The sequence below is a fragment of the Nonlabens tegetincola genome, from assembly GCF_002117085.1.
Lineage (GTDB): Bacteria > Bacteroidota > Bacteroidia > Flavobacteriales > Flavobacteriaceae > Nonlabens > Nonlabens tegetincola.
In genome coordinates this window covers 1654345-1668678 of sequence record NZ_CP019342.1, presented here as the reverse complement: position 1 = coordinate 1668678, position 14334 = coordinate 1654345, and the positions used below count along the sequence as shown (strand labels likewise).

The following is a 14334-nucleotide window of genomic DNA, read 5'->3' as shown; positions in this document are numbered from 1 at the left end:
AATGTCAAAAAAAGTTTGGATCTTATTTCCTGACGGTGTTGGATTACGCAATTTTGCCTTCACAAATTTCAAAAATATTGGTGATAAATTAGGTTATGACATTACCTATTGGAACAATTCAGTTTTTGATCTTGAAAAGGAATTTGGATTTGCACAAATCAACATTCCTAGTACCAAAATTCACCCTAAAACTCCAGTAATTAATCACGCAAGGAAAAGGGTAGAGTTAGCGCTTTCGCGAAAGCGTGATAACGATAATGTGTATCCAACATATAGATTTCCTTTAAAATGGAATAGCCTTAAGAATTGTGTCAAAAGTAGCTTTGTAAAGTTCCATGAAATTTTTTCATCTACTGATTCGGGTTGGGAAAACCTGAAAAACAAAATGTATGAGGCTGAAAGGAGTACAGATCGCTATAAGGTATTAAAAGAACAGCTCACGAAACACAAACCAGACTTAGTTTTTTGTACGACTCAACGTGCTACTCAAGGAATTGCACCGGTACTAGCAGCTCAAGATCTAGGAATACCTACAGCATGCTGGGTTTACAGTTGGGATAACTTACCTAAAGGGATGTCTACTATTGAGACTGATTATTATTTTGTATGGTCAGAATTGATGAAGGAGCAGTTGCTACATTACTATCCAAAAATAAAAAGTAATCAAGTTTATGTGACTGGAACACCTCAATTTGAGCCGCATTATAGTGAAGAACTCTATATTTCTAGAGAACAGTTTTTGAGTGAGCATAATTTAGATGAAAACAAGGAATATATTTGTTTTTCTGGTGATGATACTACCACTTCGCCACTGGATCATCTTTATTTAAGGGATACTGCTATCGCCGTTAAAAATCTCAACGTTCGTGGTTATAACTTGGGAATAATATTTAGACCAGTACCAGTTGATGATTCTAATAGATACGATGAGGTTTTAAAAGAATATGTTGATGTTATTACCACTATAAAACCTTTATGGAAACCAATGGGTAATGCTTGGAATCAAATGATGCCTACCAAGAATGATTTTGCACTATTGGTAAATACTTGTAGACACTGTGAACTGGTAGTTAATATTTGCAGCAGTATGGTCTTTGATTTTGTCATACATGATAAACCGACCATTTACCCTAACTATGAGCAACCAGAACTTAAAAAAGGTATACGCGACATCGGACAAAATTACAAATATGTTCATTTTAGAACGATGCCTGATACGGCTGTAGTTTGGGCTCATAAAAAAGCAGATATTGAGACTGGAATCAAGCATTTACTTGAAAATGTGGTAAATCCTGTGCAGGATTGTAAAAAATGGTACGGCGTTATTAATCATCCTAATCAACCAGAATTAGCAAGTGAGCGAATTTGGGATGGGATAGGACAAATATTGAATTAAATGCACATCGCCTACTTAACACCAGAATATCCTCATGAGCGTACTGCGCATGCTGGTGGAATGGGCACTAGTATAAAAAATCTAGCAGAACAAGTGGCTATGATAGGGCATAAAGTCAGTGTCTTTATTTATGGACAAAATCGTAGCGAAGTATTCACTGAAAAAGGAATAACCTTTCATAAAATTGAGAAACTCAACTATCCTATTGGAGGATTTTACTTTTATCGTAAACATATAGAAAGCTATGTAAATTTAAACTGCGATACTGTAGATATAATAGAAGCTCCTGATTGGACTGGGATAACAGCTTTTATGAACTTGAAAAAACCTTTGGTGATAAGGTTTCATGGTAGTGATACTTATTTCTGTCACATCGAGAAACGTCCACAAAAGAAAAAAAACTTTCTTTTTGAAAAATGGGCTGTTAAAAAGGCACAAGCTTACATCGCTCCCACAACCTTTGCAGGAGAGAAATCTGTTCAATTATTTAAGGCTGATGTAAATAAGTTGAAAATTATACCTTATGGTTTACAACTAGAAAAATTTGTAAATAACAATCCCGATCAGTTTACTGCTTTTAATATACTTAACATAGGTACTATAATTCGTAAAAAGGGTTTGTTTCAATTGGCTAAAATGTTCAATGAAATTCACAAATCCTATCCTAAATCAACTTTGACACTAATTGGTTCTGATAGTGCTGATGTTTCTACTGGTTCTAATTCTACTTGGGAATTGGTAAAACAAAACTTTAGTCCTTCAGCATTACTCAACGTTACTTATATGGGAAAAGTCCCCTATAATCAAACCCAAGACCTTATTAAAAAAGCACATATTTGTGTCTTTCCTTCTCTTGCAGAAACCTTGGGTATGGTAACAATTGAAAGTATGGCACTTAAAAAAGCAGTGGTAAATACAAATATTGGCTGGGCACAGGATTTAATTGAGCATGGACATGACGGTTACATGCATCATCCAGATGATATAGAGAGCTATATTGAGTCTATAACTAACCTTTTTGAAAGTAAAGATACTATACTGAATGTGGCCGTTAACGCTAGAAAAACGGTAGAAAGTAAATTTGACATCAAAAAAATAGCAAGTAAGAACCTTGCTTTTTACAAAAGCGTCATTGAAAACTTAAATTAATCAATGATTGTTTTTAATTACATAGAAAATACAATCACTGATTTTGAGAGTGATATACTTATTACTCAACCATCTTCGGGTAAAGTATTAGATTCTTTATTTGAATTGGCTAAAAAATTTCCAAATCGTTGGATAGCATGGAAAAACTCTACATCTATTGATTGGGATGACTTTGATTCTCAAAAATCAGTGACTTATAAAATGCTGAGTTCTGGTAAAGCACCAAATTTTATCCATACTGGATTGGGATATGTAGAAGATACTCCTTTTATTAATTATTCAGAGAATCATTGGTATCCTACATGGATTATGAGCGCAGATCAGGGAATGATTCACGCAACGGTATTAAATAAAATCAAGCACTTTAGAAGTTCGGCCGACTTTGAATATGATATTAATTTGTTGGCTAGAACATTTCAACATCAAGGAATACTTTGTTATTCCAATCTTAAGAAAAACCCGACTCGATCTAACTACTTTAAGACGTACAAATTAGTAGGGCACACGATGAAAAAAGTATGGTTGCCGTTTTTGCTGTTGTGTCACCTTAAGTATGACAAGAGATTCCCTTTTTTCGCTTTCGCGAAAGCGGTATTTCTTAAAAAGATAGTTCCTGTTGTAGACTTTTTGGAATTACAAATTAATCAGGATGAACCAGTCATAAATACTCAGTATGATGTTATAATCCCAACGATGGGTAGGGCAAGTTATTTGTATGATGTAATTAATGATTTAGCTAACCAAACCTTATTGTCACAAACCGTTTACATTGTAGAACAAAATACTAATAAAGAGGCAAGTACAGAGCTGGATAGGATTTTAAATGGTAATTGGCCCTTTTCAATTATTCACAAGTTCATTCACAAAACAGGAGCTTGTAATGCTCGAAATATTGCTCTTGAAAAAACAAGGGCAAAATGGGTATTACTATTTGACGATGATGCTAGACTAAAACCCAATGTTTTGGAGAACATGGTTAGCCTAGCAGAAAATTTAAACGTAAAGTGTATCAATGCTGCTTATTTACAAAAAGGGGAACACGAACATCAAAAAACATGGAAACAATGGCCCTATTTTGGTTCTGGTTGTTCCTTAGTTCATCGAGAAATAGTTGACCGATGTAAATTTGACAAAGCTCTTGAACATGGGTACGGCGAAGATGTAGATTTTGGAATGCAAATTAGGAGAGCAGGATATGACGTGATTTATGCACCACAAATTCAAATTCTACACTTAAAAGCGCCTGTAGGTGGATTTAGAGAGAAACGTATTTTTCCCTGGTCAACTGATAACATTCAGCCCAAACCATCTCCTCATATCATGTATTTTAGAAAGAAAAACTATTCTGAAAATCAATTGAAAGGTTATAAATTGGTGCAATGGTTTAAAAATTATGGGAAACTAGGGTCCTTTTTGCCTTGGGGACATAATAAACTCTTTAATAAAGCATGGGAATCAAGTAAAAAGTATGCAAATAGTTTATGATAAGCGTTTTTACCGATATTGAGATCCTATCAACTAAAAATAGAGGCAAGGTTCATCCCTTACTTTTTGACTTGCATTATTTTGAGCATACCCATCCAATAGTTCACAAGTATTACCAACTGGTAAACACCATAGAAAAGGCAGATATAATTATCTTTCCTATCGATTATTTAAGAATAAATACGAAGGAAGAACAGCAGTCTTGGAAGTTTTTGAACCATTTAGCTATTTCAAACGGTAAGAAGCTTCACGTTTATACAGGTGGTGATTATGGTAAAACATTTAGCAAGGATTATATAGTAACTTGGCGTAATTCAGGATATCGAAATACTAATCAAAAAGACACCATAATCATACCTAGTTTTATATCAGATCCCATTGGAATCCATGTTAGACAATTAAAATGGATTGCAAAGAAGGAAAAACCTGAAATTTCATTTACTGGATTTGCCACGCATAGTAGGAAGGAACGTTTTAGATACAACTTAAGCTATTTAAAAAACTTGATGACATCATTTATATCACTCAATCCTGATAGGCCTATATTCTTTAATGCTGCAAAACAAAGATTTCTCAAACTAAAGGCGTTAGAGAGAGATCAACAAATTGCGACTCGATTCATTTATAGAGAACGATATAGGGCAGGAGCGACCTCAGAACAGGAAAGGCAACAAACCACTCAAGAGTTTTTTGATAACTTGAACAACTCACCTTATGCCTTTTGCATGAGAGGAGCAGGAAATTTTTCCGTAAGATTTTACGAAGCATTAGCTTTAGGAAGAATCCCTGTTTTGATTGAAACCAATAATGTGCTACCACTAGAAAACGAGATTAATTGGTCCAATCATGTATGTGTTATAAAAAAGGATGAGAGTATAATTAATAAATTAGTTCAATTTCATGATTCCTGCTCAGAGGAACGTTTTATAGAACTACAGCAGAATAATCGTAAACTGTTTGAAAATTATTTAGTCAGGCATAATTTCTTTTACCACGTAAAAAATCAAATTGACGTATGAAATTTGCTCTAATTGTTTGTACTTACATGCGACCAAAGCCTTTGATGAGGTTGTTACACAGTGTACGATCTCAAACATTACTTCCGTCTCAAGTAATTATTGTAGATGGAAGTTTGAACGATGATTCCTTAAATGAACTAAAAACTTTTTCTCTTAATGGATTAGAATATTTTAAGGTAGGAAATGAAGATCGCGGTTTGACCAAACAACGCAATTTTGGTATTGATCGAGTTTCTGAAGATATAGATGTTGTTGCATTTTTAGATGATGATATTGTATTAGATAATCAATATTTCAAACAATTGGCATCAACGTATCAAGAGTATCCTAATGCTTTTGGAGTAGGTGGCTACATTACTAATGAGGTAGCATGGCAACTTCAAAATGAAAACAGTAATGGACCAGATTTCTATAATATTGATGGTTACGTAAGAAAAGAAAGTAGTAGGTATAAGCTACGTAAAAAGTTAGGTCTGGATCATCATACACAGCCAGGCACTTATCCACCATTTGGTCACGGTAGATCAATAGGGTTTTTACCACCATCCGGAAAAACCTATAAAGTAGATTTATTTATGGGTGGTGTAGCTAGTTACCCTAAACAAATTGTAGATGCTCATAAATTTTCAACTTTTTTTGAAGGCTATGGATTGTACGAAGATGCCGAGTATACCTTGCGATTGAGCAATGAAGGTAGCTTGTATGTGAATACACTAGCAACTTGTCAGCACTTTCATGCACCTGATGGTAGACCTAATCAATACAAATATGGTAAAATGGTGATTCGTAATGGATGGTTTGTATGGCGTACCAAATATCCTAATCCAAGTTTTAAAAATAAATTGAAGTGGCATAGCATTACGCTTATTCTTATTTTAATTAGGATTCTCAATATATTTACCACGAGTAATCGTAAAGAGGCATTTACTGAAGCATTAGGTAGAATAGTTTCTTGGGTAAATTTATTTTTTTCACGGCCTAAATAATGAAGTTTTTAAAAGACATAAAGAGGTACACCAATTACAGTGGTAAACCAGCATTATTAATGTTGTTAACTCAACAAGGCTTATGGGCATTATTTCATTATAGATTATTCAACAAAGTTTACCGATCAAATTTGCCTGGAGTAATTAAACTCCCAATTTTAGTAATAGGTGCAATAAAACTGAAATTTATTGAAATAATAACCGGTATAACCTTGCCCTATAGCGCAACAATTGGTCAAGGATTGTATATAGGGCACCATTCAGGAATAATTGTAAATGCAAAAGCGGTGATTGGAGAAAATTGTAACATATCGCAAGGTGTTACTATTGGGGTTAGTGGCCGTTCGAACAAAAGAGGAGTTCCCATAATAGGTAATCAAGTTTATATAGGAGCAAATTCCACGGTAGCTGGTAAAATCAAAGTAGGTGATAATGCTGTTATTGGGGCCAATAGTTTAGTAATTAAAGATGTTGACCCTAGTTCGACAGTTCTTGGAGTGCCAGCTGTCAAGGTTAGTAATAACGATAGTTCTGGATACGTATGAAGTTAGTAGTAGTATCAGACGCGCCAATAATTAAACATAAAGATCAAAAAAAAGCTTACGCACCCTACGTCAAGGAGATGAATTTATGGTTCAGTAAAGTAGATGAGGTTCAAATCATCGCACCTACTCGATATAATAAACCTCTTCTTACACAGCCATTTGATCGTCAGGATATTCAAGTAACTAGCTTGCGTCGGTTGGAATTCCACAGGATAAGTATAGCTGTTGTAAGTCTTTTTACTATGCCTTACCAGTTGGTGGTTTTGTGTTTCGCTTTCGCGAAAGCAGACCATATTCACTTGCGTTGTCCTGGTAATCTAGCACTACTGTCATGTCTTGTTCAAATACTTTTTCCTAGAAAAAAGAAAACAGTGAAATATGCCGGAAATTGGGATCCTAAAGCACGACAACCCATGGCTTATAAATGGCAAAAACGAATATTATCCAACACCTTTTTAAGTAAAAATATTACGGTTTTAGCATATGGGAACTATGTCAATCAAACCAAAAATATAAAACCTTTTTTCACGGCATCTTATTATGAAAAAGATAAAGAACCGATTGTTAAAAGGGATTATACCGGTGAATTGAATGCTTTATTTGTTGGTACGCTTAGTGAAAACAAAAGGCCTTTAAAAGTTGTCCAAATAGTAGAAAACTTAAGAAATGAAGGTGTGCCAGTCACCTTGGATATTTATGGTAATGGACCTCTTTTTGAATCTTTGAATGATTATGTCAGAAAGAATAAACTGAATCCATTTATTCACCTACATGGAAACCAACCATTGTCATCGGTTACTCAGGCGTATAAAAAAGCACATTTTGCATTTTTATTATCGCGTAGTGAAGGATGGCCCAAAGCCGTTGCCGAACCTATGTTTTGGGGTTGTATCCCAATTGCAACAGCTGTAAGTTGCGTGCCTTGGATGTTAACAGGTGATGATAATCAAACAAGAGGAATTTTAATCAAAGAGTTATCCAATGCAAGTGAAATTATTAAAGAGTATTTGAATCGTACTAATAAACTTGATGAAATGTCTAACAATGCGGCAAACTGGTCTAGGCATTACACACTAGATAAATTTGATTATGAGATTGAAAAACTTCTTTAAAGTCCTTCGTTTTGAGCGATACGTACCTTTTTAAATAACTCAGAACTATATACAAAGTCAGTTACAGCCTTGTTATCAGTCTTAAATATTTCCTTATTAGTTCCTTCCCAAGCAATAAGCCCATCTTTTAAAAACACAATGGTTTCACCTATTTCCATTACAGAATTCATGTCGTGGGAAATAATCACTGTAGTGATATCACGTTCATGAGTGATTTCCTGTATTAAATTATCGATTATTGTTGCTGTTTTTGGATCCAGACCGCTATTGGGTTCATCGCAAAACAAGTATCTAGGATAATTAACAACAGCTCTGGCAAGTGCAACACGTTTTTGCTGACCACCAGAAATTTCACTAGGCATTTTTTTATTAAGTCCAGGAAGATTTACACGTTCCAAAATTTCATTTGCTCTTTCTTGTCGCTCGTTCTTCTTCATCTTAGTAAACATGCGCAGCGGGAACATAACATTCTCTTCTACCGTCATGCTATCAAATAGAGCACTGTGTTGAAATAGCATACCCATTTCTTTACGTAAATCGCTTTTACGTTCAATTTCCATCTCTCCTAATCGCTCGCCATCGTAAATAATCTCACCAGCATCAGGCTCAAATAACCCCAGCATATTTTTAAGGAAAACCGACTTTCCTGAACCACTGGCACCTATTATCATATTGGTCTTTCCCTTAAGGAAAGTAGCATCTATTCCTTTAAGAATTTCCTCACCATTGAAGCCTTTTTTAAACCTTTAACTTCTATCATGTCAATAATAATTGAGTGAGTAAATAGTTTGCAATTATAATCGAGACGCAGGTCCACACAAAACTTGTCGTACTTGCTTTCCCAACTTCTAGTGCGCCTCCTTTCATATAATAACCATGATAGCTAGGAATGGTTGCTAGCAAAAACCCAAAAACGATTGTTTTTATAAAAGCATAGGCAACATGCCACGGTATAAAAGTATCCTGTAAACCAACCACAAACTCTTCTAGACTAACTAGATTACCATAAACGCTGGCTAAAAACCCACCAAAAATTCCTATAAACATGATAATAGCAATTAAAAATGGATAGAATGCAAGCGCTACAATTTTAGGAAATATCAAATAGTTCAAAGGGTTAATTCCCATCACCTCAAGGGCATCAATTTGCTCAGTAACTCGCATGGTTCCTATACTCGATGTAATGTAAGAACCTACTTTACCAGCCATAATCACACTAATAAATGTAGGCGCAAATTCTAGAATTATTGATTGCCTTGTGGCAAATCCAATCAATGATTTAGGAATTAATGGATTGTCTAAATTGAGCGCTGTTTGTAATGCTACAACCGCACCCATAAATAAAGAAATAAAGGCGGTTATACCTATGGATCCTATTACTAGATCATCTATTTCCTTTAAAATCAATTCTTTAAGAACGATAGCTTTGGTAGGTCTTTTAAAAACACCTAAAAGCATCATCATGTATGTACCTATATGCCTTAAAAATCTCATGCGTTGGTAAAAGTAGCTAAAAAAATAACCTTGTGATTTAATGCCTTCTTAAACTTAATGGAAAATTCACTTTGTACCTTTGCGCAAAATGATAAAAATGAAACGACAATCAGTTCTTTTAGTACTGTTAACACTGGTTATAGGTTGTAGTACGCTTTCGCGAAAGCGTGATGCAAACCAAGTATCGTCAACATCATCTACAGGAATTCAACAACCAAAATTAGTAGTTGGAATTGTTGTAGATCAAATGAGGTACGATTATCTCACTAAATTTTATGATTACTATGGTGATGATGGTTTTAAGCGACTCATGAATAATGGATTTAATGCCGTTAATCATCATTTTAATTATGTACCTACCTATACGGCTCCTGGTCATGCAAGTATTTATACGGGTACAACACCTGCAAATCATGGAATAATTGGAAACAATTGGTACGATAAGGTAGCAAAACAGTCCATCTACAACGTTTATGATAATAATCGTTTTTCTATTGGAACTAATGGAGAAGACGGTAAAATGTCACCTGAACGTTTGTTGACATCAACCGTTACCGACGAATTGAAACTACATACACAAGATCGTGCCAAGGTTATTGGAATAAGCATTAAAGACCGTGGAGCTATTTTACCTGCAGGTCATCTAGCCGATGCTGCATTCTGGTTTAAAGGAAAAGATGAGGCTAGATTTATTACCAGTGACTTTTACAAAGAAGAGTTACCACAATGGGTAGCAGACTATAATGATAGTGGTAAGGCAAAATCATACTTAACTGAATGGAACACGCTTTATCCAATAGAAACTTATAAAGCTAGCGGTGCCGATCTTAATAATTATGAAAAACCACCTAGAGGTAAAGAAAAAGCTGTGTTTCCTTATGATTTAAAAGAACTAGCAGCAGAAAATGGAAATTACGATTTACTCAAAGCAACACCTTTGGGAAATACTGTTGTTGCAGATCTTGCTATTGCTGCTCTTGAAGGTGAACAACTAGGAAAGGATGATGTAACAGATTTTCTTGCAGTAAGTTTTTCTAGCACAGATTATATAGGCCATCAATATGGTGTTAACTCTGTCGAGGTAATGGATACTTATTTGCGACTAGACCTGGAAATAGCAAGATTTTTGAAAGAATTAGATGATAAAGTAGGTGTAGGAAATTATACCTTATTTCTTACTGCCGATCACGGTGCAGTACACGTTCCAGCTTACTTACATGATGAAGGCTTACAAGCAGGTTATTTTGACTCTAGAACATTAAGGGAAAAACTTAAGGATCATGTAAAAAAAGAGTTTGGTAATGATGCCATCATTGAAAATGTATCCAACGAGCAAGTCTTTTTAAATTATAAAGTTTTAAATGATATAAATATTGATCATAAGTACATCCAACGTTACATTGCCGATTATCTTTTGGGATTAGATAACGTACAAAAAGTGTTTACTAGGTATGAGATGACACAAGGTAGTTTTACAGAAGGTACTGCAGCTCTCATACAAAAAGGATTTCATCAAAAACGTAGTGGTGATGTCATGTATGTACTAGATAATGCGGTAATATCTTATTCAAAAACAGGTTCTACTCATGGAAGTGCTCATGCTTACGATACACATGTGCCTTGCATTTTTTATGGAGCAGGAATAAATGCCGGTCGTACAGCAAGGCCTATTTTTATAACAGATATAGCACCTACAGTTTCAACACTGTTAGGTATAGCTTTTCCTAATGGCTGTACAGGAACTCCAATTAACGAAGCTTTATTTGAAAAATAACAGAGTTAATTCGAGAACTCTAATATATTTGTCATTCAAAACAAACAAAATGAAAAACATACTTTTAATTTTAGCGTTGATTGCAGGAACTACTGTCTATGCACAAGCATATCGCGGTAAAGGAGATCAAAAAATACAAGTAGGTGCTAGTTTTCAGGAAAATGCTACTGGAATAGGTGTAACCTATGATTATGGAGTAGGAGAGAACTTTTCTTTAGGTCTAGCTGCAAATTATGCACTTGGTCTAGACGATGCGGTAGATGCAGATTTTGATGAGAGATCTACTCTTGCATTACGATTTAATGCCAATATTGGAAATGTAATTAACCTTGATGAGAACTTTGATTTTTATCCAGGTCTTCATTTCTCTACAAAGAATTTCGGTGGTCACGTAGGTGCACGTTATTTCTTTACAAATGGATTTGGTCTTTACACTGAAGCTGGATTTCCTCTTGCTAAGTATAAAACAGAAGATCTTACTCCAGCCGAAGAATTATACAATCAGTTTGTATTTAATATCGGAATGAGTTTTAATTTTTAAACCTCAATTTCTTTTTAATTCCACGCCATCTATACTGGCGTATAAAACGACCTTGATCTTCTGTTACTAATGGATCAAGGTTGTTTTTTTTACTTGATAGGTATCCTGAGAGGTAAGAGAAAAACAAAGAGAACTTCTTTTTGTTTAAACTCATTTTTAGAGCCGTAATCATCGTTAACCACCAACCGTAACGCATTTTGTAAAATGCTTCACCTTGAAGTTGCCAAGACCCTTTTCTATAAGCTGCTCCAGTAGGTTTAAGATGTTTCACATGTAGGTTTGGTACCGTGATTACCTTAAACCCATAATATCGCGCTAGCATTTCGTCAATAGTATCCCATCCAATGGATGGTCGTATACCATTTATTTGCTTAAAACAAGAAACTTTATAAGCTTTTAATGCTCCGCGTATGTGATCTGGATTATTTTGATTTTCAAGTATCCAATGTCCTTTTTGTTGGATAACGCAATGACCACCTACCATACCAATTTGTTCATTTGATTTAAATGTTGAAACCAGAGTTTTCAAGTAGTTTGCAGGGAAGATAAGATCTGCATCAAACTTACAAACAACGTCAAATTCATCTAAATTTAATCGCGATAAACCTTTTTCAAAGGCACGTATAACCTTACTTCCAGGTATATTTTGATCGCTTGATTTGTTAGTTAAGATTTCTAAAGGTAAGCCGGCAGAAAATTCATGAGCAATATTGCTGGTATCATCGGTGCTATTATCATCAACTAGTATGATTTTTGAGGCTTTATGAGATTGATTCTTTAAGCTTATTAAGGTTGATTTGATATAGTCTGCCTCGTTATGGGCTGGTATGATGATTGCTATTTTCACAAGTTTCAAAAATAATGGAAACCTACTTATCCTAATGAAGTTGTTGCTACTAAAATTGCTATTTTTGATAGATACAGATTATTATGCAGCTTACTACACCAGTTACAATAAAACCAGCATCAACACCTATAAATAATGACTCACAATTGATATTTATAGGAAGTTGTTTTGCTCAAAATATTGGTGAAAAATGCATTTACTATGGTTTCCCTACCTTGATAAATCCCATGGGTATTTTGTTTAATCCAGTGAGCATAGCTAGAATTTTTGAACGAGTACGAGATGAAAGATGGTATCAATCAACCGATGTTGAAACACCTTTTTGTTACGAGGTCCATTCTCAAATGAATCATGAGGATGAAACACAATTACTTGAAAATTTAAATCATCAATTAAAACAACTTAAAAAACAGCTTAGTAACACCTCGCATTTATTTGTGACACTGGGAACCGCATGGGTTTACAAGCATAAAGAATCAAAAAAAATAGTTGCAAATTGTCATAAACAACCACAGTATATATTTGAAAAACTGCTTTTATCCATGCAAGAAATTAATCAGGCACTTGATACGATAGAGCAAGTAGCTAAAACTCACAATCCAAATGTGAAAATCATATATACTGTTTCACCAGTACGTCATACACGAGATGGAATGGTGGAAAATACCCGTAGTAAATCCCGTTTGCATGAAGGTGTTTTGGGACACGTATCAAACGACGTATCCTATTTCCCAGCTTATGAGGTTGTACTTGATGAGTTAAGAGACTATCGATTTTTTAAGTCGGATATGATTCACTTAAATGAAGTTGGAATAGAGTATGTGTGGTCTCGCTTTCGCGAAAGCGTAATAGATACAAAACTCGATCAACAAATGTCTATCGTTGAGAAATTTAGAAGGTTGGAAGCTCACAAACCTCAAAATAAATTGAAACACGAGGAAATGGTAAAAGAAATGAAGGATAAAGTGATATCCTTATATCCAAAGGTACAATTGAAATGAGAAAATATGTATTAGGTGTTTTATTGGGAGCGATCCTAGTTGGGTGTTTTTATTATTGGAACCAAAGAAACTCTGAAAGGGAACAATTGATCGCGCAAACCTCTTTAATTCAAGAGCAAATTAATCATGTGAGTAAACTGGTGGTTACTGAAATTAATTATGCCAAGGTTTTTAATTATGAGGATACTAAGGAGTATGGATTGGACCTTTTTTACAGTAAGAAAAAGGCCTTGCTTATTTCAAATGCAGAAGTTCAAATTGCTTATGATTTAAGAGACCTAAAGGTTGAAATTAACGAAAGCCTAAAAGAAATAAGAATTACATCAATTCCTGAACCTGAAATTAAGGTAGATCCAAATTTAACCTATTATGATATTGAGGAAGGAATCTTAAATAAATTTACTGCTAGGGATTTGAATAAAATTCAACGTAGTGTCAAAGCAGATATTAAACGCCAGGTTCAAAATTCTGATGCTATGAAAAATGCTCAAAACAGATTGTTGAGTGAACTCACACAAATCTATGTTTTGAGCAATTCGCTAGGTTGGACTTTAATATATAATGAGAACCCAGTTGATTCACTAGATGCTCTAGAGGTAGTTATACCTTAATTAGGCATTATTTTGTGAGCGACTACAAGCTCTTTATCAAATTGTGCCTCGAGTAATTGATAGTATTTATTGAAAATGTCCTTCTTAATGGCACATGTCTGACTATTAACTTCAATCCTCCTTTTAAATTCCTTGTCGTCTATTTTATTGGATATGTAATCTTCCGTGATTTTAGGACGTTCTCGCTTACAAGCTGCATATTCATTATAGGCTTGAACGTACCTCTGATAATCTGCACTTTGGGTAACCTCATTAAGAACAGTTTGATCACTTTGCTTACTGCTATCCTGGTTACATGAAAGAATTAAAAATGATCCTAGAATAAAAATTAATTTTCTCATTTGATTTGTTTTTTAATTGGTCGTAAAAATAGG

The 14334-nt window shown here is 34.6% G+C and carries 14 protein-coding genes and 1 pseudogene; 11 read left to right on the top strand and 4 right to left on the bottom strand.

Translation table 11 applies throughout. From position 1 onward, the window contains the following. Position 1 precedes the first annotated feature (1 nt). From BST91_RS07970 to BST91_RS07940, 7 genes are read left to right on the top strand one after another with little or no spacing between them, the layout of a single operon-like run. A complete protein-coding gene (locus BST91_RS07970) occupies positions 2-1396 on the top strand; it encodes a glycosyltransferase family protein (protein ID WP_085775064.1) in 1395 nt (464 codons plus the stop codon). Further along, entirely contained in the window at positions 1397-2545 is a 1149-nt protein-coding gene (locus BST91_RS07965; protein ID WP_085775063.1) for a glycosyltransferase family 4 protein, read from the top strand. It abuts the gene before it with no gap. Positions 2546-2548: 3 nt separating this feature from the next. Next, positions 2549-4030: a glycosyltransferase family 2 protein gene (locus BST91_RS07960; protein ID WP_085775062.1), complete on the top strand. Its 1482-nt coding sequence runs from the start codon at positions 2549-2551 to the stop codon at positions 4028-4030. Continuing rightward, the gene (locus BST91_RS07955; protein WP_085775061.1) at positions 4027-5049 is read left to right on the top strand and encodes an exostosin domain-containing protein; all 1023 of its coding nucleotides are present in this window, start codon (positions 4027-4029) and stop codon (positions 5047-5049) included. The genes BST91_RS07960 and BST91_RS07955 overlap by 4 nt, the downstream gene beginning before the upstream one ends. After that, complete coding sequence (locus tag BST91_RS07950; protein ID WP_085775060.1) at positions 5046-6035, top strand: glycosyltransferase family 2 protein; 990 nt, start codon at positions 5046-5048, stop codon at positions 6033-6035. The genes BST91_RS07955 and BST91_RS07950 overlap by 4 nt, the downstream gene beginning before the upstream one ends. Then, on the top strand, positions 6035-6580 hold the full coding sequence (locus BST91_RS07945) for a serine O-acetyltransferase (protein ID WP_060524314.1): 546 nt from the start codon (positions 6035-6037) through the stop codon (positions 6578-6580). Before BST91_RS07950 ends, BST91_RS07945 begins: the two co-directional genes overlap by 1 nt. Then, on the top strand, positions 6577-7692 hold the full coding sequence (locus BST91_RS07940; protein ID WP_085775059.1) for a glycosyltransferase: 1116 nt from the start codon (positions 6577-6579) through the stop codon (positions 7690-7692). The genes BST91_RS07945 and BST91_RS07940 overlap by 4 nt, the downstream gene beginning before the upstream one ends. Here BST91_RS07940 and BST91_RS07935 read toward each other — a convergent pair. Then, positions 7689-8452 (bottom strand): annotated as a pseudogene (locus BST91_RS07935) (ABC transporter ATP-binding protein). The gene BST91_RS07940 and the pseudogene BST91_RS07935 sit on opposite strands and share 4 nt — an antisense overlap. After that, positions 8449-9186 (bottom strand): MlaE family ABC transporter permease, encoded by a 738-nt coding sequence (locus BST91_RS07930; protein WP_042277797.1) that lies wholly within the window; start codon positions 9184-9186, stop codon positions 8449-8451. Before BST91_RS07930 ends, BST91_RS07935 begins: the two are co-directional and overlap by 4 nt. Before the next feature lie 97 nt (positions 9187-9283). On the opposite strand from BST91_RS07930, the gene pafA reads away from it, so the two are divergent. Both pafA and BST91_RS07920 read left to right on the top strand, forming a co-directional pair. Next, complete coding sequence (gene pafA, locus BST91_RS07925; RefSeq protein ID WP_085775058.1) at positions 9284-10960, top strand: alkaline phosphatase PafA; 1677 nt, start codon at positions 9284-9286, stop codon at positions 10958-10960. Positions 10961-11009: 49 nt separating this feature from the next. Further along, complete coding sequence (locus tag BST91_RS07920) at positions 11010-11501, top strand: DUF6646 family protein (protein WP_042277798.1); 492 nt, start codon at positions 11010-11012, stop codon at positions 11499-11501. Here BST91_RS07920 and BST91_RS07915 read toward each other — a convergent pair. Further along, positions 11491-12348 carry a glycosyltransferase gene (locus BST91_RS07915; RefSeq protein WP_085775057.1) on the bottom strand — a complete coding sequence of 286 codons (858 nt, stop codon included), beginning with the start codon at positions 12346-12348 and terminating at the stop codon, positions 11491-11493. The genes BST91_RS07920 and BST91_RS07915 overlap by 11 nt on opposite strands. Positions 12349-12431: 83 nt before the next feature. Here BST91_RS07915 and BST91_RS07910 point away from each other — a divergent pair, with 83 nt between their 5' ends. Next, positions 12432-13349 carry a GSCFA domain-containing protein gene (locus BST91_RS07910; protein ID WP_042277800.1) on the top strand — a complete coding sequence of 306 codons (918 nt, stop codon included), beginning with the start codon at positions 12432-12434 and terminating at the stop codon, positions 13347-13349. Further along, positions 13346-13960 (top strand): DUF4230 domain-containing protein, encoded by a 615-nt coding sequence (locus tag BST91_RS07905; protein WP_085775056.1) that lies wholly within the window; start codon positions 13346-13348, stop codon positions 13958-13960. Before BST91_RS07910 ends, BST91_RS07905 begins: the two co-directional genes overlap by 4 nt. On the opposite strand, the gene BST91_RS07900 is transcribed toward BST91_RS07905, so the two are convergent. Continuing rightward, complete coding sequence (locus BST91_RS07900; protein WP_042277804.1) at positions 13957-14301, bottom strand: hypothetical protein; 345 nt, start codon at positions 14299-14301, stop codon at positions 13957-13959. The two genes, BST91_RS07905 and BST91_RS07900, sit on opposite strands and share 4 nt — an antisense overlap. Between the last annotated feature and the right edge of the window lie 33 nt (positions 14302-14334).